This window comes from Kosakonia sp. S42 (assembly GCF_016624785.1).
Taxonomy (GTDB): Bacteria; Pseudomonadota; Gammaproteobacteria; order Enterobacterales; family Enterobacteriaceae; genus Kosakonia; species Kosakonia cowanii.
The window spans coordinates 72713-95108 of sequence record NZ_JACVTW010000008.1; the positions used below are offsets into that span (position 1 = coordinate 72713).

Here is a 22396-nt window from a genome sequence, read left to right on the forward strand (position 1 = left end):
AAGTTACTTCCCTGACGGCAGCAGCAGCGGTTGCAGCTGCTGCCACACTGCTGGCGTGGCGGCCCACGCCGTATTGCCGTTGGTTAACCCCTCGTTGGCGAGAAAGTCGTTGTGGCGACCACCCGCTTCACTGATCAGCACCAGCCCGGCCAGTGCGTCCCAGCTGTGCAGGTGCGCTTCGTAATAGCCGTGCACCAGCCCTGCGGCGACGTGCGCCAGCATCAGCGCACCGGCGCCAAAACGGCGGTGTTCCACGCCCTGATCGAGCAGTTTTTCCAGCGCATCGGTATATTCACGCGGCTCGCGGCGGCTTGAGCGCCCGACGCCGAGCACCACCGCATCCGGCGAGGGTTCCGTCAGGGTTAAGCGGCGATCGTTGAGGAACGCGCCGTGGCCCGCGCGGGCAAAGAAAAACTCTTCGCGATCCGGCGCGTAGATAATGCCAAGCTCGATGCGATCATTGCATACCCAGGCGACGGAGATGCACCAGTAATCCATACCAAGAATGAAGTTGGTGGTGCCATCAATCGGGTCGATAACCCAGGTGCCTTCGCTGCCCGGCTCCAGCCCGCGCTCTTCGCCAAGCAGGCCATCCTGTGGGCGCTGCGCCTTCAACCACTCGCGCAGCTGCGTCTCGACATAAACATCCGCCTGCGAGACAAAGTCCTGGCGACCTTTCTGCTCAACGGTCAGCCCTTTATCACGAAGCTGTTTGGCCTCAAGGCCGAGGCGGCGAATCAGCGCGCAGAGCGCGTGGGTAAACTCTTCTGTCATAGATAGCTCTTAGCCAATGCGTGGCGATGTGTGTCGATGAATAAGTTCCACCTTAACCCACTCGACGTGGGAAGGCTGCAACGGATTTTTCGCCCGCTCCAGCAGACGCGTCAGCGCGCGGTGGGCGATCTCCGTGGTGTTTTGATGCAGTGTGGTTAACTGGTAGCTGAACTGCCCGCTTTGCGGCGTGTTATCAAAACCGATCAGATGGAAATCGTGCGGTGCCTGTTTGCCGCGCTGGCGCATGCCGTCGAGAAAGCCGCAGGCCAGCTGAGCGTTGGCGCAAAAGATGCCGTCGGGCAGCTCAGCGGAGTGGTCTAACGCCGCCTGCCAACCGCCCGCATAACCCTCTTCATGCGCCATGATGATCTGCATCTGCTGCGCCGTATCGATGCCGCCATCCTCTAAAGCCAGGGAGAAAGCTTCACCCCGGCGGCGTCCCGCCCAGGTTGAGCCGTGAGTATTCAGCCAGCCGAAGCGACGACAGCCCGCGCTAAGAAGCTGTTCTGCTGCCAGCTGCGCCCCGGCGCGGTTATCGGAGCAGACAAAATCGACCAGCGGAATATCGGGGTCGCGGTTGATGCCCACCACCGGGATGTGCAGGTTAACGCACTCATTCACAATCGCCTGCGGCGGCTGGCCGGAAGTGACAATTACCCCCGAGACGCGAAACTGGGTAAAACGGCGCAGCGTGGCAACCAGATCCTGCTCCCCGGCGATCTCGGTAACCAGCGCCTGGTAGCCGCGCCGCTGAATTTCATGCAGCAGCTCCTCCAGCAGGCGGCTGCGAAACGGATCGGCAATACGCGCCACAATCACGCCAATCAGGTGGCTGCGCTGGCGGTTTAAGCCCTGGGCAAGGAAATTGACCTGATAGCCCAGCTCCTGTGCGGCACGCAATACCCGCTCTTTCGTGGCGGGGGAGATACTGCCGTTGCTGCTGAGCGCCCGCGAGACCACCGCGCGGGAAACGCCTGCCCGCTTCGCCACATCCTCGGCGGTGACCGTCTGTTTAGCCATGGTGGGCCGCCTGCTGCGTGAGAAGGTCAAACTGCCTGCCATCCTCGCTAAGAAACAGCCCCGGATAGGGTGCGCATGCCTGTGCCAGTGCCGCAAGGACGGCATCGTTGCAGTGGTATAAGCCGAGCGCGGGCAGGTGTAATTGCTGATAGAGCGCCAGGCAATCGGGAAAGTCGCCATGGGAGGCGTCGCTGCCTAACGCCGTCAGCGAGGCGCACTCCTGGAAGGCGAGGTCTGCATTGTGCATCAGGGCGATACTCTCTGCCGTCGGACGACCATCGCCGCTGTAAAAGAGCGCGCACCCATCAGCTTCAATACGCAGCGCAAGATTGGGAATTTCATGGTGGGTAAAGGCGGTGTGGATCTGCCAACCCTGCCAGTGAAACGCGGCTTCGCTGTCGCGCCACTCAATCGCAAAACTCAGTTCTGCCTGCGGCCAGTTTGCCAGGCTCGCCAACTGCATCAGTACCGGGCGCTGTTCACGCTGCGACCAGATAATCAGCGGTTTACGCCGCTGAAAGCTTTTCCAGTGATTGAGCAGTGCCGTCAGGCCGGTGCAGTGATCCGGGTGCACATGGGTAAAGTAGAGGGCGTCAATCTCGTTAATATCCAGATTTCGCTGCCAGAGCGCGCGCGGAATAGTGGGGCCGCAGTCAATCAACCATTGGCGCTTCTCCCGGTCAATAACCCGAATAGCGGAAGTGTTTTGCTGCCGCGAAAAGGCGCTCCCGCAGCCCAGCACATCTATTTTCATGTCGCCTCGCTAAAAAGCGTTATCACTTAATCAAATTGTCACAAATAGCGGACAAAGTAGGCTCACATCATGTCGCTACAAAGTTGCATTTTTTTTACAAATAAATGAACACGTGTTCATTGCTAATTAAGATGCGCAAGAAAGGATCGCCCGTGAGTTATTTGCATATCGATAAACTAAAAATTTCCTATGGCGAGAAAGTGGTGCTGCACGATATTCATTTAGCCGTCGAAAAGGGTGAAATGATTGCGCTGCTTGGCCCCTCCGGCTGCGGAAAAACGACGCTGCTCAATGCATTATGTGGTTTTATCCCGGCGCAATCGGGCACGGTGGCAATTAACAATCGGGATATTACGCACCTCACGCCCGAGCAGCGAAATATCACCATGGTGTTCCAGAGTTATGCGCTTTGGCCCCACTTCACCGTGGCACAAAATATTGGTTATGGCCTCAAAGTGCGGCGCTGGAAAAAAGAGAGTATCCAGCAGCGGGTGCGGGAATTATTACGCATCGTCAATCTTGAACCCTATGCCGAAAGTAAAGTGACGGCGCTTTCCGGCGGCCAACGCCAGCGTGTTGCCCTTGCGCGTGCGCTGGCGATTGAACCGGATGTGCTGGTGCTCGACGAGCCGTTATCAAACCTTGATGCCAAAGTGCGCCTCAATGTGCGCCATGAGATTAAAGCGCTGCAAAAGCGCCTCGGTTTTACCTCGCTGATTGTGACGCATGACCAGCAAGAGGCGCTGGTGATGGCCGATCGCATTGCGGTGCTCAATCAGGGGCGCATTGAGCAGATTGGCACGCCGGAGGCGATCTACCACCACCCGGCCACGCCCTTCGTCGCGGATTTTATGGGGGCGGATAACTGCCTGATTGAACAACAGAGCAGCGATAAACGCCTCTATTTTCGCAGTGCAGATGTGCAGTTGCTGCCCGCAAACGCGCAACACGACTTGCCGCAGGGCCTGGTGCTGGAGGGCGTCGTGGAGGAGAGCGCGTTTCTGGGTCATCACTATCGCCACAGCGTGCGCTGCAACGGGCAGATCCTGCTTGCCGACGCCGAGCAGAATTGGCCTGTGCAAACGCCGGTCAAATTGCATATCCCGGCACCGGCGTTGCATCGCTTTGAGACCACTTTTTAATGCCAACCAACAGGGCTTCTTTTAGGGGAAAAACATGTCCGTAACAACGAAACTGGCGGTTATCGCCGCGCTCGGTCTGGGCGCTGTCGCGCAGGGCGCACAAGCTGAAACGGTGCTCAATGTGGCAACGGCAGGCGATCAGAATATGGTGGATTACGTAAAAACGTGGCTTGGGCCGAAGTTTGAAGCCGCGCATCCCGGGGTAAAAGTGCAGGTTATTGGCACCGGCCCGGGCGATGCCGGGTCGAACAAAATCCTCGAAAAGCTGAGCGCACAGCAGGCGAGCGGGGCGAAAAGCTGGGATATCGACGTTGCCGTTGTGCATCAGGCGGTCGGCGGTCAGCTGGTGGAGAAGGGGCTGCTGGAGAAGTATCGCGCAGCCATCAATACCGGTTCGCTGGTCAGCGCCGATAACGCGAAAAATGCGCTGGGCGTCAATGTTGATGGCTATGTGATGCCGATGTTCCTTAGCCAGACGGCGATTGCCTATAACAGCGACCTGGTGAGCACACCGCCGAAATCCTATGATGAGCTGGTGCAGTGGTCGGCGAAAAACCCGAAGGCATTTGGCTATAACGGCATTAAAAACGGCATGTCCGGCGTCAGTTTCGTGGTCGGCTGGATCTATGCCTACGGCACCGATGCTGCGCGCTTGTCGGCGCAACCCTACGATAAAAGCGTTGAAAAGAGCTGGGATCAGGCCTTCGCCAAACTGAAAGCGTTCAACCAGAACGTCACTTTCACACCGGGCAACGCCGGCACACTCGATATGCTGAGCCGGGGCGAGATCGCCATGGGGCCAGTATGGGTCGATATGTTCTACAGCTGGCGGGATCAGGGCAAACTGCCGCCCTCCATCAAGCTGACGTTAATCGCGCCGGGCATGCCGGGCCAGCCGATGTATTACGTGGTGCCAGCACACGCGGCGCAGGCCAAACTGGCGCAGGAGTTTATCGCGCTGGCGACCAGCCCGGAGGTGCAGGCGCAGGGGATTGTGAAGCAGTTCAACTGGTATCCGGGCATCGACGCGAAATATGTCAAAGAGAAACTGGATGCGGCGACCTGGCAGAAACTGTTCGCCGAGATTTCACCGGAAACGCTGAGCCGCTACGGTAAAAGCTTCCCCATTAATCAGTACTTTACCGATATCAAAGAGGGCTACGAGCGTCAGGTATCGAACTGATTAACCCCTGGCCCGGATCGCCGATCCGGGCGTTTTTGTGACTATTCAGGTTTACCATGCGACATACGATGAAATCCCTTTTGCTGGTTGGCCCGGCAACGCTGACCATCGCGGTTCTGTTTCTCTGGCCGCTCGGCTATTCGCTGATCTCGGCGTTTACCGACGAGACCCATGCGTTAACGCTGGCGCACTTTGCGAAGATGTTCTCGCTCTACTCCAGCGACATCCTGTTTACGGTGATCATTGTGCTGGTGTCGCTGGCGATCCTCGCGCTGCTGTCGATAACAATTTCCGCCATCATTGTGCTCTCGCCCTGGCAGGGCATTGTCCGGGCGCTCGCTTTTCTCTACCGCCTGCCGCTCTTTATTCCCTTTATCGTTACGGCGCAGATGATGCGTACCTTTCTGGCGAAAAACGGTCTGATGAACAATGCGCTGGTGGCCGCCGGGCTGTTAACGCCGACAGAAACCACCTCGCTGCTCGGCTGGAGCGGGATCATTATTACCTTCGTCTGGAAACAGATGGCCTTCTCAACCCTGCTGATTTGCGGGGCGATGGCGGCGGTAGATCGCAGCCATATTCTGGCAGCGCAAAACCTTGGTGCGTCGCGCGTTCGTATCCTGTTCGACATTATTCTGCCGCAGGTTTTGCCGACCATCGGCGTGGCGATGGTGCTCTCGACCGTGACGATGATGTCAGTGCTTTCGGTACCGTTGATGATTGGCACCGGCACGCCGACCATGATGACGGTGGATATGGCTTTTCGCGTTAACTCGTACGGTGATTACCCGGTCGCTAACGCGATGGGCGTGATCTCTTATCTGATTTGCGCCGCGCTGTCGTGGTTCTATTTACGCCATACGCTGCGGGCAAAAGGGGAGCAGGCATGAACCGGTTGCGTCAAAAAATTCGCGGCAGCTTTCTTTTACAAACGCTGCTGCTCACCTTCCTGGTGCTGGCGCTGTTCGGCCCGTTGCTTAATTTACTGATCTGGACGGTGGCGGAGAGCTGGTTTTTCCCCCATACGCTGCCGAGCCAGTGGGGGCTGAAGTACTGGAACCAGGTATTTAGCCCCTATAGCGACATCTCCGGTTCACTGGGGGTTAGCGTGCTGATTGCGCTGCTGTCGGTGCTGGTCTGTCTGCTGATTTCGGTGCCGGCGGGTTACGCGCTTGCGCAGCGAGGAATGCCGTTTCGTGCTTTCTTTATGCTGCTCTTTTTGATTCCGCAGGCCTTTCCGAATCTGACGGTCTATATGAATGTGGCGCGGCTTTTTTACCAGTGGGGATTAAACGGCACGATTGCCGGGGTGGTGCTGGTGCACAGCGTGCATGGGTTGATCTACTCAATCTGGATCAGCGTTGCGGCGTTCTCGTCACTCGATCCGTTGCTGGCGAGGGCTTCGCGCAATCTGGGGGCCGGGCCGCTCTATACTTTTTTTCATATTACGCTGCCGCAGGCGGCACCAGGGTTGATTGCGGCGAGTATCTTCGTCTTTCTGGAGTCGCTGGATGAGTTCACCGCCACCTTTTTTGTCGGCGCGCCGGATATCACCACCTTGCCGATCCTGCTCTATACCGCCAGCATGTCCGGGAATTATCAGGTCTCGTCGATTACGGCGCTGATTCTGTTAGTGCCGTCGGTGCTCTTTATGCTGGTTATTCAGAAATTTATGCGCCCGGAGATGCTGTCAAAGCTGGGGAAATAGCGCTTTGCTGGGGGGATCATCCGGGCCAGCTGCTTATCAGGTCATCACCATTGGCCACTCTGGCGGTGCGTTGCGGGTCATCTCTTCCCACACCGACGCAAAGTGTTGCCAGATTTTAGCGAAATCCATCACCGACAGGCCAAGCAGGCCGGTGGCAAACCAGCAGGCGGCTGCCAGCCCCATGCCGCTGCTGATCACCGCAAGCCCGAAGTAATCGGAACGGCGAAAACGAATGTTCAGCGTACTGGCCATAAACATTAAAAGTGCGCTCAATAACTGCCAGCGGAACAGCACCACGCTGGTGGTAAGGGTTGCCATCTTACTATCCTCAGGAGAATCAAACACCTGGCGAGCAACGGCCTGCGCAGCGCGCGAAAGCAATTGTCCGTCGGGTTAACACAACAATGTAAAAGTGGGGTTCCACATACACGGAATTTGTGAACTCTATCACATTTGCTGTTTTATTCACCAGTACAAAAAGAGAGCTTTTTTAGTTTTTTAAGTCGGCAAAAAGCGGGTCGCTACATTATCGTCGCCGGGTGAGATCGCGCGCATTGAATATTTTTATTTAACTTACTCTTGCCGGGAAATAAAAAATAAATTTTACATAAGCGCAGCAATAAAACGACAAAAACGCGATAACGGTGGTCATGAGGATGTTCTGATTGTGGAAACGCGCCATCTATAAATTGCCCTGTTTTTCGCCAGATAATTAAGCCTGCTTATATTATTAAGCGTGAGTACATTATGACTTAACTATTAAGCACTGGTTTATGCAATGGCGACTTTTAGCCGGATAATTGGGTGAAAAATAGCCAAAGCCGGTGCTCTATTACCGATATGGTCACTTCCTCTTATTCCCGGTCGTTTCGCCTTAGGGAACGGCAGGGCGAAATATTTCCTTAAATATAAAACCAGAGGCACACTTTTAGTTTACCTTACGGTGGAATATTCTCAGCATCGTTAAATATCAGGATCCGGAAGAGAAAAGTCAGTTGCTAATGATCAGGGTTTGATGCAACGTAATCACCTGTTTCTAAAAGCCTCCTGCCCAACAATATAAAAGGCACATAAAATGCATGGATTTCGGCGGACATGAAGCTCAGTGTGCCTCATAAAATGCTCAGAATTAGCGGAATGATACTGGTGGTTCTTATCCCGGTAATGATCTCGCTATGGTTTGCGCATATCCATGCCGTAAAAGAGACGCGCACGCACCTGCGCGCATTTGCCCGCCAGGCGTTGAATAAAACCGATCTTGTTATCCAGCAGGCAGATAGCGTACGCCGCGCGGCGGAAAACTATCGCGGCACGCCGTGTACGCCGCAGCATCGCGACGTGATGCTTAATATTGTGCATGGCAGCCAGTATGTTGCCGATCTTATTTATGCCCAGGGCAACCACTTTTTATGTTCAAGCGCCGTTACGCCCGCGCAATCGTATGCTATTTCACCAGCGGATTATGAAGGGAAGCATGGCACGGCGCTCTATTACTATCGCGATACCCCTTTTTATGCCGGTTATAAAATGGTCTATGTGCAGCGGGGAAATTATGTCGCGGTGATTAACCCGCTGACCTATAGCGATGTGACATCGGACGATCCGCGTTTAGCGTATGGCGTTTACGATACGCGCTCCGGCGGCTTTTTCTCGCTCAGTAAGAACGCCCGCCTGAAGACCTTTGCATCGTTAATCCACCGCCGGGATAGCTCCTTCTTACTGGGCGATCGCTTTTATACCATTGCGTATGCACCATCCCGGCCGATCGCCATTATTGTTTCGACGTCGCGCGAAAACTATTTCCACTCCCTTTACCGGCAGGCGGTCTTTACGCTGCCGTTAGGGATGGTCTGTAGCGCGCTAATCTTTTTTATCTGGACGCGAACACGGCGGGAAATTACCTCACCACGCCGCAGGCTCCACCGCGCTTTAACCCGTCGTCAGCTTCGCCTTCATTACCAACCTATTATTGATATTAAAAACGGCACCTGCGTTGGCGCCGAGGCGCTATTGCGCTGGCCAGGTTTTAACGGCCAGGTGATGAGCCCGACGGAGTTTATTCCGCTGGCGGAAAAAGAGGGCATGATTGAGCGCGTGACGGATTATGTCGTCGATGAGGTGTTCAATGATTTAGGGGATTTTCTGGCGGTGGTGCCGAATCTCTATATTTCCATCAACCTGTCGGCTTCTGACTTCCACTCGTCGCGCTTAATTTCGCTGATTGCCAACAAAGCGCGCGACTATGCGGTGCGCGCCGAGCAGATCAAAATTGAAGTGACCGAGCGCGGCTTTATCGATGTGCCAAAAACCACGCCGGTGATCCAGGCGTTTCGCCAGGCGGGGTATGAGGTGGCGATCGATGATTTCGGCACCGGCTACTCCAACCTGCACAATCTCTACTCGCTCAACGTCGATATCCTGAAGATCGACAAATCCTTTATCGACACGCTCTCCACGAACAGCACCAGCCACTTAATTGCGGAACATATTATTGATATGGCGCAGAGTTTGCGGCTGAAGATCATTGCGGAAGGGGTGGAGACGGCAGAGCAGGTCGCCTGGCTGCTTAAGCGCGGCGTGCAGTTTTGCCAGGGGTGGCACTTTGCGAAGGCGCTGCCGCCGCAGGAGTTTAAACGCTGGGTGCAGCAACCGCCTTCGCTAAAGTGAGTTACGCCTGGTGGCGATAGTCGCTCGGCGTACGATCAAACTCGCGGCGGAAGACGCGCGAAAAAGTCTGCTGCGAGACATAACCCAAATCCATCGCAATATCAAAAATCGGCCGTTTAGTGGTGCGCAGCGCTTCGGCGGCCAGCAGCAGACGGCGCTGACGAATGTACTCTCCAAGCGTCTGATGCATCACGGTGCGGAACATCCTCTGTAAGTACCACTTTGAATAGCCTGACTTTCTGGCGACAACATCAATGTTCATTGGTTGGTCGATATGTTCATCAATCCATTCAATCAAGGTCTGAATAATCTGCTGATGGGACATAAAGCTTCCTCTTTCCCGATTCGTCGTTTTGTCTGCGGGCGAGTATAATTCCTCAAGTTAACTTGAGGTAAAGAGGTTTTATGGAAAAGAAAACGCCGCGAATCAAAGCCCTTCTCAGCCCCGGTGAAGTGGCGAAGCGCAGCGGGGTCGCCGTCTCAACGCTGCACTTTTATGAAAGCAAAGGGCTGATAAAAAGTTCGCGCAATGCCGGTAATCAGCGGCGTTATCAGCGCGATGTGTTGCGCCATGTGGCGATTATCAAAATCGCGCAGCGTATCGGCATCCCGCTGGCGACCATTGGCGAGGCCTTTGGCGTGCTGCCGGAAGGGCACACGCTGAGTAAAAAAGAGTGGAAAGCGCTCTCTTCCCAGTGGCGTGAAGAGCTGGACAGACGTATCCACACGCTGGTGGCACTGCGCGACGAACTGGATGGCTGCATCGGCTGCGGCTGCCTGTCGCGCAGCGACTGTCCGTTACGCAACCCTGGCGATACGCTGGGCAAGCAGGGGCCTGGCGCGCGGTTGCTGGAAGATGAGTGACGCTAAAAAAACTAAAGCGCCCGCTGGGGCGCTTTAGTCGTTTTCCGGTCATTGTCTTTCGCTCTATCCCGCATCGAAACGGGAGGGTTTCCCCCGACATCAACACCCCTTGTGTAGCGAGTAAGGTTCCGGTTTGTGCTGACAAAATAAGTATAGATGCTCATCGCCTCCCTGCTCGTTTTTTAAGCACTTTCATTATGATTTTTTCGGCGCTTTGCCCGTGCTTCTCTATAGTTAAAACGAATATAAACGCGGGAGAGAGTCATGCTTACAGTGCACCATCTGAATAAATCGCGCTCGCAGCGCATCCTCTGGGCGCTGGAAGAGTTGGGCGTTCCCTACAATATCGTGCGTTATGAGCGGCAGAAAAATATGCTGGCACCGGACGAGCTGAAAAAGATTCACCCGTTGGGAAAATCGCCGGTAGTGGAAGATAACGGCTTTATCCTCGCCGAATCGGGGGCGATCCTCGAATATCTGCAAGAGACCTACGACACCGAGCAGCGCTTTAAGCCGCACGATGCACAGCAGAAGATCGATTACCGCTTCTGGCTGCACTACGCGGAAGGCTCGCTGATGCCGCTGCTATTAATGAAGCTGGTGGTGGGACAACTTGGCAAACCGCCGGTGCCGTTCGGTGTGCGCAGCGTCGGTAAGCTTATCGGGAAAGGGATCGAGAATGCTTTTTTGAATAAGCAGCTTGAGACCCACGCGCGCTTTATAGAAGGGGAGCTGGCGCACCGCCCGTGGTTTGCCGGTGATGAACTGAGCATGGCGGATGTGCAGATGAGCTTCCCGGTGTTCGCGTTGCTGTCGCGCGGCGGTATTGAGAATCTGCCCAATTTGCAGGCGTGGAAAAAACGCGTCGAAATGCGCCCCACCTGGAAACGCGCCATTGAACAGGGCGGCCCCTTCTCGCTGCCCGGCGAGTGAGAATGTTCGTAGAATGTTGCAAAGTTGCGCATCGACGATAACGTTTGCGCATCCGACGGGCAGTTCTTAGCCGCTTTCGGCGATATTTGGCAGAAAGCGGCAAAGTTTGGTTGAAAAGCGGCGTCTAAACGCTGGATAATCGTTTGCCTTTTTTTGACCACCCGTTGGATGCGCGGAGTTAAACGTTTGCTTTTTTGTGACCCCTTGTCACAACGCAGCACAGGGAGAAGACGTTTGACCGGCAGTGGACTGTCCACCACGCATGCCAACGCACAATAAAATTCTCAGGGGATGTATCTATGTCTACGCCATCTGCGCGTACCGGCAGTTCGCTTGACGCACTGTTCAAAATTTCTGCCCGTGGCAGCACCGTTCGTCAGGAGATTGTGGCCGGTTTAACCACCTTCCTGGCGATGGTTTACTCCGTCATCGTGGTGCCCGGTATGCTGGGCAAAGCCGGTTTCCCGCCGGCTGCCGTCTTCGTTGCCACCTGTCTGGTTGCCGGTGTCGGCTCCATCGTGATGGGGCTGTGGGCCAACCTGCCGCTGGCCATCGGTTGTGCGATTTCACTTACCGCCTTTACCGCCTTCAGCCTGGTGCTGGGGCAGCAGATCAGCGTCCCGGTCGCACTCGGCGCGGTGTTCCTGATGGGTGTGCTGTTTACCGTTATCTCCGCCACCGGCATTCGCAGCTGGATTTTGCGTAACCTGCCGCAGGGCGTTGCGCACGGCACCGGTATTGGTATCGGCCTGTTTCTGCTGCTGATCGCCGCCAACGGCGTCGGCCTTGTGGTCAAAAACCCGATTGACGGTCTGCCGGTTGCCCTTGGTCACTTCGCCAGCTTCCCGGTGATCATGTCGCTGATCGGTCTGGCGGTGATTATCGGTCTGGAGAAGTTGAAAGTGCCGGGCGGCATTCTGCTGACCATTATCGGCATCTCCGTCGTTGGCCTGATTTTCGACCCGACCGTGCACTTCTCCGGTATTTTCGCCATGCCATCCCTGAGCGATGACAAAGGCAACTCGCTGATTGGCAGCCTCGATATTATGGGCGCGCTCAACCCGGTGGTGCTGCCAAGCGTGCTGGCGCTGGTGATGACGGCGGTGTTTGACGCCACCGGCACCATCCGCGCGGTCGCAGGCCAGGCGAACCTGCTGGATAAAGATGGGCAGATTATCGATGGCGGCAAAGCGCTGACCACCGACTCCCTGAGCAGCGTCTTCTCTGGCCTGGTTGGCGCGGCACCGGCTGCGGTCTATATCGAATCGGCGGCGGGCACCGCAGCGGGCGGCAAAACCGGCCTGACGGCGATCACCGTCGGCGTGCTGTTTATGCTGATCCTGTTCCTCTCTCCGCTCTCCTACCTGGTGCCGGCTTACGCCACCGCGCCAGCGCTGATGTATGTTGGCCTGCTGATGCTGAGCAACGTGGCGAAAATCGACTTCGCCGACTTCGTTGACGCCATGTCGGGCCTCATCACCGCGGTGTTTATCGTGCTCACCTGTAATATCGTGACCGGCATTATGATCGGCTTCGCCTCGCTGGTGATTGGCCGCGTAGTATCCGGTGAATGGCGCAAGCTGAACATCGGCACCGTAGTGATCGCCATCGCGCTGGTCGCGTTCTATGCCGGCGGCTGGGCTATCTAATCATTAAACATTCGGACAATGGGCAACTTCGGTTGCCCATTTTTTTGCCCACAGCCCGGTTGCTTTGCGTTAAGCTGAAAGGCCCCGTCTCAGGTCTGATGCGGGTATAACAACACACTGCAAACAGGGAACGCATGGAAATCTTCTTTACCATTCTCATCATGACCCTTGTGGTATCGCTCTCCGGTGTTATCACTCGAGTTCTGCCGTTTCAAATCCCCTTACCGCTGATGCAGATTGCCATCGGCGCGTTACTCGCCTTACCGACCTTCGGTTTGCACGTTGAGTTCGACCCGGAACTCTTCCTCGTGCTGTTTATTCCGCCGCTGCTCTTTGCCGACGGCTGGAAAACGCCGACGCGCGAATTCCTTGAGCACGGGCGCGAGATATTTGGTCTCGCGCTGGCGCTGGTGCTGGTCACCGTGGTGGGTATCGGCTTCTTAATTTACTGGATGGTGCCAGGTATTCCGCTGGTGCCCGCCTTTGCGCTGGCCGCGGTGCTGTCGCCAACCGATGCGGTGGCGCTCTCTGGCATCGTCGGGGAAGGGCGCATCCCGAAAAAGATCATGGGCATCCTGCAGGGTGAGGCGCTGATGAATGACGCCTCCGGCCTGGTGTCGCTGAAGTTCGCCGTCGCCGTGGCAATGGGCACGATGGTCTTTACCGTCGGCGGCGCCACGGTCGAGTTCTTCAAAGTGGCGATTGGCGGCCTGCTGGCCGGTTTCGCCGTCAGCTGGCTCTATGGCCGTTCGCTGCGTTTCCTCAGCCGCTGGGGCGGGGACGAACCGGCCACGCAAATCGTGCTGCTGTTCCTGCTGCCGTTCGCCTCTTACCTGATTGCCGAGCATATCGGCTTCTCCGGCATTCTTGCCGCCGTCGCTGCCGGGATGACCATCACCCGCTCCGGCGTGATGCGCAGCGCGCCGCTGGCGATGCGCCTGCGCGCAAACAGCACCTGGTCGATGCTGGAGTTTGTCTTTAACGGCATGGTGTTCCTGCTGTTGGGCCTGCAACTGCCGGGCATCCTGGAGTCCTCGCTGGTGGCGGCAGAAGCCGATCCGAACGTTGAAACATGGATGCTGTTTACCGATATCCTGCTGATTTACGCCGCGCTGATGCTGGTGCGTTTTGGCTGGCTGTGGGTGATGAAGAACTTCAGCCGTCGCTTCCTGACCAACAAGCCGATGGAGTTTGGCGCATGGAGCACCCGCGAGCTGTTGATTGCCACCTTTGCCGGTGTGCGCGGGGCGATTACCCTCGCCGGTGTGCTCTCGATTCCGCTTTTGTTGCCGACCGGCGATGTCTTCCCGGCGCGCTATGAGCTGGTGTTCCTCGCCGCCGGGGTGATCCTCTTTTCACTCTTTGTCGGCGTGATTGCCCTGCCGATGCTGTTGCAGCGCATCGAAGTGCGTGACCACGCCCAGCAGCAGAAAGAGGAGCGCATGGCGCGCGCGGCGACCGCCGATGTGGCGATTGTGGCGATCCAGAAGATGGAGGAGCGCCTGGCAGCGGATACCGAAGAGAATATCGATACCCAGCTGCTGACGGAGGTGAGCTCGCGGGTGATTGGTAACCTGCGCCGCCGTGCCGATGGTCGCAATGATGTGGAAAACACGTTGCAGGAAGAGAACCTCGAACGCCGCTTCCGCCTGGCGGCGCTGCGCTCGGAGCGCGCCGAGCTTTACCATCTGCGCGCCACCCGCCAGATCAGTAACGAGACGCTGCAAAAGATGCTGCACGACCTCGATCTGCTGGAAGCGCTGCTGATCGAGAACAAGTAAGCACGACAGCAATGCCGGATGGCGGCTGCGCCTTATCCGGCCTACAAAACCGTGGGCATGATGCCAACCCGTAGGCCTGGTAAGCGTAGCGCCATCAAAACCGTAGGCATGATGCCAACCCGTAGGCCTGATAAGCGCAGCGCCATCAAAACCGCAGGCATGATGCCAACCCGTAGGCCTGATAAGCGTAGCGCCATCAGGCATTCAACGGCTTCGATGCCTCTCTTTATGCGTGGTGCGCCGCCTTCTTCAACCGCGCGACCAACTCAAACTCGTTGAAATTGACCGGCCGCTGCTGCTGGAGGGAGATATTGCCCGCAATGCCGGTCAATATCGACATCGCCCCCGCGCGGTGATCGGCTGCCCGTTGCAGCGGGTCGTGACCCGGTGTGCCAAACAGATCCGCCAGCATCGCGTTATCCCCGCCGCCGTGCCCGCCTTCGCCGAGGGTAAACTCCGCTTTCCACGGCGCGGCAAACATCGGGAAAACGGTAATATCACACGACGTCAGGCTCCCCTCATTGGCGCGCTCGCCGCCCGCATTCACATAGGATTTCTCGACGATTTTCATCTCCAGCCGCCCGAGGCTGCCGTTGAACACCACGTTCAGCCCTTCCCACGGCAGATAGGTATTCAGCGAGTAGGTCAGCTGGCACTGATTCTGGTACTTCACCAGCACCGACATCGTATCCTCAATGGTGATGCCGTCGCTAAACACGCTCTGATCGCGCCAGTAGTTATCCTCATGTTCCGCATCAAGATAGAGCGCTTTTAACTGCGGGTTATCCGCCATATGCAGGGCAAACGGATCGTCCTGGGCCGCGGCATAGCCGTGCGCGCGCGGGTAGAAGTGCGTCACGCCGCGCTTCTCGGCATTCTCTTTGCCGTAGAAGCGCAGGCCGCCCTCGGCATACACCCGCAGCGGGAAGCTATCGAGCCAGAAGTTCATCAGATCGAAATGGTGAGTCGATTTATGCACCAGCAGGCCGCCGCTGTTGCGCTTCTCCCGGTGCCAGCGGCGGAAGTAGTCCGCGCCATGTTCGGTATTGAGCAGCCACTCAAAATGCACCGAGTAGACCTCGCCGATGGTGTTATTCATCAGCAGTTCGCGCACTTTGCTGTGGTGCGGCGCATAGCGATAGTTGAAGGCGACGCGCACGGTTTTGCCGGTCTCTTCAATAGCATCGAGAATACGCAACGCGCGCGTCTCGTCGATGGTCATCGGTTTTTCGGTGATCACATCACAGCCTGCGCGCAGAGCACGCACGATATAGTCATCGTGGGTTCTGTCCATGGTGGTGACGATAATCGTATCGGGCTGCGTTTCGCGGATCATCGCCTCAAACTGCGCCGCAAGCCAGGTGGGAACGGAGGCCGCGCCTTCCTGCATTAATAGCTGGTTGGCGTAATCCATCCGCGTCTGGTTGGTATCGCAGAACGCCACCATGCGGGCATTCTCTCTCCACTGGCCGCCAATGGCGGAAATATACAAACCGGCACGCCCGCCCGTGCCCACTAACGCATAGCTCTTCATCGCATCCTCTCTTATGAATTGATTTGCTGAATTAATGGAACGTTGTTTCAATTCGTTGAGGTTACTGTAGCGCGATGGCGAAATATGCCTATGGCAGAGAGGGGAAAGTGTGATCCCCGGCCAAAAGTGGCCGGGGAGTAGGGGGAGGTTAGTGCGCGCGGCCCTGCTCGATACCGACGCCGGTTTGTGAACGGATAAACTGGGCGCGGAACAGCTCGCGCTCGCGTTTGCCCGCGTCGGTATTGTCGGTCGCCGAGAAGACCCAGATGCCGATAAAGGCCACGGCAATGGAGAAGAGCGCCGGGTATTCATACGGGAAGACCGGTGCGGCATGGCCGAGGATCTGCACCCAAATAGTCGGGCCAAGCACCATCAAAATCACCGCCGTCAGCAGGCCGAGCCAGCCGCCAATCATCGCCCCGCGGGTGGTCAGTTTCGACCAGTACATCGACAGCAAGATAATCGGGAAGTTACAGCTTGCGGCGATAGAGAAGGCCAGCCCCACCATAAAGGCGATGTTCTGATTCTCGAACAGGATCCCCAGCAGGATAGCCACCACGCCGAGGATCAGCACGGTGATTTTCGACACCCGCAGCTCCTGGCGCTCCGTCGCCCCTTTGCGGAAGACGTTGGCGTAGAGATCGTGCGACACCGCCGAAGCGCCCGCCAGCGTCAGGCCTGCGACCACCGCCAGAATGGTGGCGAAGGCGACGGCGGAGATAAAGCCGAGGAACAGGTTGCCACCCACGGCATCGGCGAGGTGCACCGCCGCCATGTTGTTGCCGCCAATCAGCGCGCCCGCCGCATCTTTAAACGCCGGGTTCGCGCCGACCAGCATGATGGCACCAAAACCGATGATAAAGGTCAGGATGTAGAAGTAGCCCATAAAGCCGGTGGCGTAGAGCACGCTTTTACGCGCTTCCCGCGCATCGCTGACGGTAAAGAAGCGCATCAAAATATGCGGTAAACCGGCAGTACCGAACATTAGTCCAAGGCCTAATGACAGCGCCGAAATTGGATCTTTCACCAGCCCGCCTGGGCTCATGATCGCCTCGCCTTTCGGGTGCACCGCCATCGCTTCGCTAAACAGGTTATTGAAGCTGAAGCCGACATGTTTCATCACCATAAAGGCCATAAAGCTGGCACCGAACAGCAGCAGCACGGCTTTGATGATCTGCACCCAGGTGGTGGCGAGCATGCCGCCGAACAGCACATACATCACCATCAGCACGCCGACCAGCACTACCGCGATGTGGTAATTCAGGCCGAACAGCAGCTGGATAAGCTTGCCCGCGCCGACCATCTGCGCGATGAGATAGAGCGCCACCACCACCAGCGAACCGCAGGCAGAGAGAATACGAATAGGTCCCTGCTTCAGGCGATAGGAGGCGACATCGGCAAAGGTGTAGCGCCCGAGGTTGCGCAGCCGTTCGGCAATCAGGAAGAGGATGATCGGCCAGCCGACGAGGAAGCCGAGGGAGTAGATCAGCCCGTCGTAGCCGGAGGTGTAGACCAGCGCCGAAATGCCAAGAAACGAGGCGGCAGACATAAAGTCACCGGCAATCGCCAGCCCGTTCTGGAAACCGGTGATATTGCCGCCCGCCGTATAGTAATCGTTGCGCGAGCGGACGCGTTTGGACGCCCAGTAGGTGATATAGAGGGTCAGCACGACGAAAATCAGGAACATGATAATCGCCTGCCAGTTGGTTGGCTGGCGCTGCACCGCGCCGGTGATGGCATCAGCGGCATTTGCCGCGAGCGGAAGTGTGGCGGCAAGCGCCGTCAGGACTCTCTTCATGGCGCTTTTACCTCGCTCAGTACCGCCCGGGTCAACCGTTCAAACTCACTGTTGGCGCGCCAGACATAGACCGCCGTCAGCACGAACGAAATCAAAATCACGCCGATACCAATCGGGATACCGCGCGTGACGGTGGTGCCCGCATGCAGCGGCGTGCCGAGCCAGTGCGGGGCAAAAGCGATAAGCATGATAAAGCCGACGTAGATAATCAGCATGATGATGGATAAAAGAAAGGCAAACCGTTGCCGTTTTTCAACTAACTCCCTGAAATGCGCACTGTTTTCTATCTGCTGATAAAGGTCGTTCATCGCAGGTCTCCAGAGGTTTATAGGGGCTTTCTTTGCCGGATGGCGACGCAACGCCTCTTATCCGGCCTACCACCCGCAGGGGCTTATGTAGGCCGGATAAAGCGTCAGCCGCCATCCGGCGTAATGGTTATCTTCAAAGCCAGCCGGATAACGACGTCCAGCGCATCCGGCCCAGGGTTACGACGGCATCGTAATGGACTGCTTCTCTTCGAGCAGTTTCTCCACTACGCCCGGATCGGCGAGGGTTGAGGTATCGCCGAGGTTGCTGGTATCGCCAGCGGCAATCTTGCGCAAAATGCGGCGCATGATTTTGCCGGAGCGGGTTTTCGGCAGCGAGTCGGTCCAGTGCAGCACATCCGGCGTCGCCAGCGGGCCAATCTCTTTACGCACCCAGTTACGCACATCGGTATAGAGCTCCGGCGACGGCTCTTCACCGTGGTTGAGCGTCACGTAAGCGTAGATCGCCTGGCCTTTGATATTGTGCGGAATACCGACCACCGCCGCTTCGGCGATTTTCGGGTGCGACACCAGCGCCGACTCAATCTCTGCCGTGCCGAGACGGTGGCCGGATACGTTGAGCACATCGTCCACGCGCCCGGTGATCCAGTAGTAGCCATCCTCATCCCGGCGCGCGCCGTCGCCGCTGAAGTACATATTTTTAAAGGTGGAGAAGTAGGTTTGCTCGAAGCGATCGTGATCGCCAAACAGCGTCCGCGCCTGGCCCGGCCACGAGTCGGTGATCACCAGGTTGCCTTCGGTCGCGCCCTCAAGCGCGTTACCTTCGTTATCGACCAGCGCAGGCTGCACGCCAAAGAAGGGGCGCGTGGCGGAACCGGCCTTCAACCGGGTTGCGCCGGGCAGCGGGGTGATCATAAAACCGCCGGTTTCCGTCTGCCACCAGGTATCCATCACCGGGCATTTGCCGTTACCGATTTTCGACCAGTACCACTCCCAGGCTTCCGGGTTAATCGGCTCGCCGACGGAACCCAAAATACGCAGCGAAGAGCGGTCGGTGCCGGTGATTGCTTTATCCCCTTCCGCCATCAGGGCGCGGATCGCCGTCGGCGCGGTGTAGAGGATATTGACCTTATGCTTATCCACCACCTGGCTCATACGCGCCGGAGTCGGCCAGTTCGGCACCCCTTCAAACATCAGCGTGATGGCACCGCAGGCCAGCGGGCCGTAGAGCAGATAGCTGTGGCCCGTTACCCAGCCGACATCCGCCGTACACCAGTAGACGTCGCCCGGATGGTAATCAAAGACATATTTAAAGGTGGTTGCGGCATACACCAGATAGCCGCCGGTAGTGTGCAGCACCCCTTTCGGTTTGCCGGTTGAACCGGAGGTGTAGAGGATAAAGAGCGGATCTTCCGCGCCCACTTCCACAGGCTGATGCTCATCGCGGGCATTCGCCGTTAAATCGCTCCACCAGAGATCGCGCCCTTCGTGCCACTCGATATTGCCGCCGGTGCGCTTAAACACCACCACATGCTCAACGCTCTTCACGTTGGGGTTTTTCAGCGCGTCATCGACGTTCTTCTTCAGCGGGATGGCGCGCCCGGCGCGGACGCCCTCATCGGCGGTGATCACTAAGCGCGAGCTGGAGTCGATAATGCGTCCGGCAACCGCCTCCGGCGAGAAACCGCCAAAAATCACCGAGTGAACCGCGCCAATACGCGCGCAGGCGAGCATCGCCACCGCCGCTTCCGGCACCATCGGCATATAGATCGCCACCACATCGCCTTTTTTAATGCCCAGATCCACCAGCACATTGGCAAAGCGGCAGACATCGCGGTGCAGTTCGCGGTAGGTAATGGTTTTGCTCTGGCTGGCGTCATCGCCTTCCCAGATAATCGCCGGCTGGTCGCCGCGCTCGGCGAGATGGCGATCGAGACAGTTCGCGGCCAGGTTCAGGGTGCCATCCTGATACCAGTTGATGGAGATATTGCCGGGCGCGAAAGAGGTGTTCTTAACGGTGGTGTAGGGTTTAATCCAGTCGAGGATTTTGCCCTCTTCGCCCCAGAAGGTCTCCGGGTCGCTAACGGACTGCTGATATTTGGCTTCATACTGCTGTGGATCGATCAGGCAACGCTCCGCAATGTTCGCGGGAATATCGTGTTTATGTATTTGGCTCATGGCGGTTGCTCTCCTTGTAAGATGTTAATAATATGTCACAAGAACGTTAATTGTAGGGCCTTTGCCTGCTTTGTTTATTATTTGCGCGATAGATCACGCATTAGGCAACGCAACTGCAAATTGGCAAAACCGTTTGTGCCGCGCCTGAAAGGTGCTAAAAAGCATGCGGAGAGAGAAATTTCCTTCATAACAGTACGTTATGGAATAAGGCGATTTGATTACTCTGCTATTCGCTGGATAAAAGGTGAACAAGCGTAAGCACCTGAAAATAAACCACTGAACAAATAGCCTCTTAATAATTTTTGTCATGGATTATTCACTCTTTAAATAGAAAATCGTAGTGGAAATTTCGGTGTGGGATCGGTTGTACGACATTTCTGATGATTAAAAAGTGCGCAACCGAACAATTTCAGTGTATTAATTTCCAAAGTTAAATATTGGAATTACGCAGAGTGAAAAGTTTTTTATAACAAGTAGTTATTTTTCATAACTGGAATAAAAGACGGTTTTTCCTTAAAAAATCAGTCAAACCCCCTCCCGCTATAGGGTTGCGCGTTACACCTTGCAAATGGTACTGATAATGCGCGTTAAAAACCCCCGCAATACCGTGCAACGCAAATCATACCCTTTCAGTATGTGTCGTTCCTGTGCATGGAATGGCGCTTCATTGAGGATGTCTGTAGTGATGAAAAATATGAAAATCAGCCTGGCCTGGCAGATATTGCTGGCTCTGGTGCTGGGTATTCTTCTGGGTAGTTACTTGCATTACCAGAGCGACAGCCGTGAATGGCTGATTGCGAATTTCCTGTCTCCGGCGGGCGATATCTTTATTCATCTGATCAAAATGATCGTGGTGCCGATTGTGATCTCCACGCTGGTGGTGGGTATTGCAGGTGTTGGCGACGCGAAGCAGCTTGGTCGAATTGGCGCGAAAACCATTATCTATTTCGAAGTGATCACTACGGTTGCGATTGTGCTCGGCATTACGCTGGCCAACGTCTTCCAGCCGGGCGCGGGCATTGATATGTCGCAGCTGGCCACGGTGGATATTTCGAAATACCAAAGCACCACTGCGGACGTGCAGAGCCACGCTCACGGTCTGATGGGAACCATCCTGTCGCTGGTGCCGACCAACATCATCGCGTCGATGGCGAAAGGCGACATGCTGCCGATCATCTTCTTCTCGGTGCTGTTTGGCCTGGGGCTCTCGTCGTTGCCGGCAACGCACCGCGAACCGCTGGTAACCGTCTTCCGCTCCATTTCCGAAACCATGTTTAAAGTCACCCATATGGTGATGCGTTACGCGCCGGTCGGCGTCTTCGCGCTGATTTCGGTGACGGTCGCCAACTTTGGTTTCGCCTCGCTCTGGCCGCTGGCGAAGCTGGTGATCCTCGTTTATGTCGCGATTATCTTCTTTGCGCTGGTGGTATTGGGCCTGGTGGCGCGCGTCTGCGGGCTGAGCGTCTGGACCTTAATCCGCATCCTGAAGGATGAGCTGATTCTGGCTTACTCCACCGCCAGTTCGGAAAGCGTGCTGCCGCGCATTATCGAAAAGATGGAAGCCTACGGCGCGCCGCCGTCGATCACCAGTTTCGTGGTGCCGACCGGTTACTCCTTTAACCTCGACGGCTCGACGCTTTACCAGAGCATCGCGGCAATCTTTATCGCCCAGCTTTATGGTATCGACCTCACTCTGTGGCAGGAGATCGTCCTCGTGCTGACGCTGATGGTGACCTCGAAAGGTATCGCCGGTGTGCCGGGCGTGTCGTTTGTCGTGCTGCTGGCAACCCTTGGCAGCGTCGGTATTCCGCTGGAAGGGCTGGCGTTTATCGCCGGTGTTGACCGTATCCTCGATATGGCGCGTACCGCGCTGAACGTGGTCGGCAACGCGCTGGCGGTGCTGGTGATCGCCAAGTGGGAACACCAGTTTGACCGCAAAAAAGCGCAGGCCTACGAGCGCGAAATGCTGGGCAAATTTGATAAAACCGCCGGACAGTAACCGGCGCAGGCTCCCCGGCTCAAGCGTGCCGGGGAGTGTTTCTCCTCTTTGCTATCGCGAAAACGACACGCCTCTCATTTCTCCACCTCCCTCTCTCCAACTCATTGACACCCTTTATGTAAATGCCATGCTGATGCCTTCGAACC

19 protein-coding genes are annotated in these 22396 nt (G+C 56.5%); 10 read left to right on the forward strand and 9 right to left on the reverse strand.

All coding sequences use genetic code 11. The features are described 5' to 3' along the window. Window positions 1-3 precede the first annotated feature (3 nt). Genes IAE50_RS12150 through IAE50_RS12160 form a run of 3 tightly spaced genes read right to left on the reverse strand, consistent with a single transcriptional unit; the run spans window position 4 to window position 2548 of the window. The gene (locus IAE50_RS12150) at window positions 4-774 is read right to left on the reverse strand and encodes an inositol monophosphatase (RefSeq protein WP_200580355.1); all 771 of its coding nucleotides are present in this window, start codon (window positions 772-774) and stop codon (window positions 4-6) included. 9 nt (window positions 775-783) lie between these two features. Further along, complete coding sequence (locus IAE50_RS12155) at window positions 784-1794, reverse strand: LacI family DNA-binding transcriptional regulator (RefSeq protein ID WP_200580356.1); 1011 nt, start codon at window positions 1792-1794, stop codon at window positions 784-786. Further along, complete coding sequence (locus IAE50_RS12160; protein WP_200580357.1) at window positions 1787-2548, reverse strand: MBL fold metallo-hydrolase; 762 nt, start codon at window positions 2546-2548, stop codon at window positions 1787-1789. Before IAE50_RS12160 ends, IAE50_RS12155 begins: the two co-directional genes overlap by 8 nt. 152 nt (window positions 2549-2700) lie before the next feature. On the opposite strand from IAE50_RS12160, the gene IAE50_RS12165 reads away from it, so the two are divergent. Genes IAE50_RS12165 through IAE50_RS12180 form a run of 4 tightly spaced genes read left to right on the forward strand, consistent with a single transcriptional unit; the run spans window position 2701 to window position 6581 of the window. Then, window positions 2701-3690 (forward strand): ABC transporter ATP-binding protein, encoded by a 990-nt coding sequence (locus tag IAE50_RS12165; protein ID WP_200580358.1) that lies wholly within the window; start codon window positions 2701-2703, stop codon window positions 3688-3690. A gap of 34 nt (window positions 3691-3724) precedes the next feature. Next, window positions 3725-4873, forward strand: coding sequence for an extracellular solute-binding protein (locus tag IAE50_RS12170; RefSeq protein WP_200580359.1), 1149 nt, complete (start codon window positions 3725-3727; stop codon window positions 4871-4873). Between the two features lie 56 nt (window positions 4874-4929). Then, entirely contained in the window at window positions 4930-5763 is an 834-nt protein-coding gene (locus tag IAE50_RS12175) for an ABC transporter permease (RefSeq protein WP_200580360.1), read from the forward strand. Then, entirely contained in the window at window positions 5760-6581 is an 822-nt protein-coding gene (locus tag IAE50_RS12180) for an ABC transporter permease (RefSeq protein WP_200580361.1), read from the forward strand. The genes IAE50_RS12175 and IAE50_RS12180 overlap by 4 nt, the downstream gene beginning before the upstream one ends. Before the next feature lie 36 nt (window positions 6582-6617). Here IAE50_RS12180 and IAE50_RS12185 read toward each other — a convergent pair whose 3' ends face one another. Beyond that, a complete protein-coding gene (locus tag IAE50_RS12185; protein WP_023478396.1) occupies window positions 6618-6899 on the reverse strand; it encodes a YjcB family protein in 282 nt (93 codons plus the stop codon). Between the two features lie 777 nt (window positions 6900-7676). Between IAE50_RS12185 and IAE50_RS12190 the strand changes: the two genes are divergently transcribed. Continuing rightward, window positions 7677-9248, forward strand: a complete 1572-nt coding sequence (locus IAE50_RS12190; RefSeq protein WP_200580362.1) for an EAL domain-containing protein — start codon at window positions 7677-7679, stop codon at window positions 9246-9248. Window position 9249: 1 nt separating this feature from the next. Here IAE50_RS12190 and soxS read toward each other — a convergent pair whose 3' ends face one another. Beyond that, window positions 9250-9573 (reverse strand): superoxide response transcriptional regulator SoxS, encoded by a 324-nt coding sequence (gene soxS / locus IAE50_RS12195; protein WP_042712678.1) that lies wholly within the window; start codon window positions 9571-9573, stop codon window positions 9250-9252. A gap of 80 nt (window positions 9574-9653) precedes the next feature. Here soxS and soxR point away from each other — a divergent pair, with 80 nt between their 5' ends. The 4 genes from soxR to IAE50_RS12215 all read left to right on the forward strand — a co-directional run bounded on the left by soxR (window position 9654) and on the right by IAE50_RS12215 (window position 14475). Further along, window positions 9654-10112 (forward strand): redox-sensitive transcriptional activator SoxR, encoded by a 459-nt coding sequence (gene soxR, locus IAE50_RS12200; RefSeq protein WP_076769038.1) that lies wholly within the window; start codon window positions 9654-9656, stop codon window positions 10110-10112. 264 nt (window positions 10113-10376) lie between these two features. Beyond that, window positions 10377-11045 (forward strand): glutathione S-transferase family protein, encoded by a 669-nt coding sequence (locus IAE50_RS12205; protein ID WP_200580363.1) that lies wholly within the window; start codon window positions 10377-10379, stop codon window positions 11043-11045. A gap of 299 nt (window positions 11046-11344) precedes the next feature. Next, the gene (ghxP, locus tag IAE50_RS12210; protein ID WP_042712688.1) at window positions 11345-12694 is read left to right on the forward strand and encodes a guanine/hypoxanthine transporter GhxP; all 1350 of its coding nucleotides are present in this window, start codon (window positions 11345-11347) and stop codon (window positions 12692-12694) included. 134 nt (window positions 12695-12828) lie between these two features. After that, window positions 12829-14475 (forward strand): Na+/H+ antiporter, encoded by a 1647-nt coding sequence (locus tag IAE50_RS12215; RefSeq protein ID WP_023478511.1) that lies wholly within the window; start codon window positions 12829-12831, stop codon window positions 14473-14475. Window positions 14476-14701: 226 nt separating this feature from the next. Here IAE50_RS12215 and IAE50_RS12220 read toward each other — a convergent pair whose 3' ends face one another. The 4 genes from IAE50_RS12220 to acs form a co-directional block, all read right to left on the reverse strand. Next, window positions 14702-16009: a Gfo/Idh/MocA family protein gene (locus tag IAE50_RS12220; protein ID WP_200580364.1), complete on the reverse strand. Its 1308-nt coding sequence runs from the start codon at window positions 16007-16009 to the stop codon at window positions 14702-14704. 148 nt (window positions 16010-16157) lie between these two features. Next, window positions 16158-17807, reverse strand: a complete 1650-nt coding sequence (gene actP, locus IAE50_RS12225; protein ID WP_042712692.1) for a cation/acetate symporter ActP — start codon at window positions 17805-17807, stop codon at window positions 16158-16160. Further along, complete coding sequence (locus IAE50_RS12230; RefSeq protein WP_054803074.1) at window positions 17804-18115, reverse strand: DUF485 domain-containing protein; 312 nt, start codon at window positions 18113-18115, stop codon at window positions 17804-17806. Before IAE50_RS12230 ends, actP begins: the two co-directional genes overlap by 4 nt. A 177-nt stretch (window positions 18116-18292) precedes the next feature. Continuing rightward, entirely contained in the window at window positions 18293-20251 is a 1959-nt protein-coding gene (gene acs / locus IAE50_RS12235; RefSeq protein WP_200580365.1) for an acetate--CoA ligase, read from the reverse strand. Between the two features lie 685 nt (window positions 20252-20936). Between acs and gltP the strand changes: the two genes are divergently transcribed. Continuing rightward, window positions 20937-22250, forward strand: coding sequence for a glutamate/aspartate:proton symporter GltP (gene gltP, locus IAE50_RS12240; protein WP_042712698.1), 1314 nt, complete (start codon window positions 20937-20939; stop codon window positions 22248-22250). Window positions 22251-22396: the final 146 nt, after the last annotated feature.

Bases quoted from the DNA above. Each gene is read 5' to 3' on its own strand.
- IAE50_RS12150 (WP_200580355.1), bottom strand. From the start codon at position 774: ATGACAGAAGAGTTTACCCACGCGCTCTGCGCGCTGATTCGCCGCCTC.
- IAE50_RS12155 (WP_200580356.1), bottom strand. From the start codon at position 1,794: ATGGCTAAACAGACGGTCACCGCCGAGGATGTGGCGAAGCGGGCAGGC.
- IAE50_RS12160 (WP_200580357.1), bottom strand. From the start codon at position 2,548: ATGAAAATAGATGTGCTGGGCTGCGGGAGCGCCTTTTCGCGGCAGCAA.
- IAE50_RS12170 (WP_200580359.1), top strand. From the start codon at position 3,725: ATGTCCGTAACAACGAAACTGGCGGTTATCGCCGCGCTCGGTCTGGGC.
- IAE50_RS12175 (WP_200580360.1), top strand. From the start codon at position 4,930: ATGCGACATACGATGAAATCCCTTTTGCTGGTTGGCCCGGCAACGCTG.
- IAE50_RS12180 (WP_200580361.1), top strand. From the start codon at position 5,760: ATGAACCGGTTGCGTCAAAAAATTCGCGGCAGCTTTCTTTTACAAACG.
- IAE50_RS12185 (WP_023478396.1), bottom strand. From the start codon at position 6,899: ATGGCAACCCTTACCACCAGCGTGGTGCTGTTCCGCTGGCAGTTATTG.
- IAE50_RS12190 (WP_200580362.1), top strand. From the start codon at position 7,677: ATGAAGCTCAGTGTGCCTCATAAAATGCTCAGAATTAGCGGAATGATA.
- soxS (WP_042712678.1), bottom strand. From the start codon at position 9,573: ATGTCCCATCAGCAGATTATTCAGACCTTGATTGAATGGATTGATGAA.
- soxR (WP_076769038.1), top strand. From the start codon at position 9,654: ATGGAAAAGAAAACGCCGCGAATCAAAGCCCTTCTCAGCCCCGGTGAA.
- IAE50_RS12205 (WP_200580363.1), top strand. From the start codon at position 10,377: ATGCTTACAGTGCACCATCTGAATAAATCGCGCTCGCAGCGCATCCTC.
- ghxP (WP_042712688.1), top strand. From the start codon at position 11,345: ATGTCTACGCCATCTGCGCGTACCGGCAGTTCGCTTGACGCACTGTTC.
- IAE50_RS12215 (WP_023478511.1), top strand. From the start codon at position 12,829: ATGGAAATCTTCTTTACCATTCTCATCATGACCCTTGTGGTATCGCTC.
- IAE50_RS12220 (WP_200580364.1), bottom strand. From the start codon at position 16,009: ATGAAGAGCTATGCGTTAGTGGGCACGGGCGGGCGTGCCGGTTTGTAT.
- actP (WP_042712692.1), bottom strand. From the start codon at position 17,807: ATGAAGAGAGTCCTGACGGCGCTTGCCGCCACACTTCCGCTCGCGGCA.
- IAE50_RS12230 (WP_054803074.1), bottom strand. From the start codon at position 18,115: ATGAACGACCTTTATCAGCAGATAGAAAACAGTGCGCATTTCAGGGAG.
- acs (WP_200580365.1), bottom strand. From the start codon at position 20,251: ATGAGCCAAATACATAAACACGATATTCCCGCGAACATTGCGGAGCGT.
- gltP (WP_042712698.1), top strand. From the start codon at position 20,937: ATGAAAAATATGAAAATCAGCCTGGCCTGGCAGATATTGCTGGCTCTG.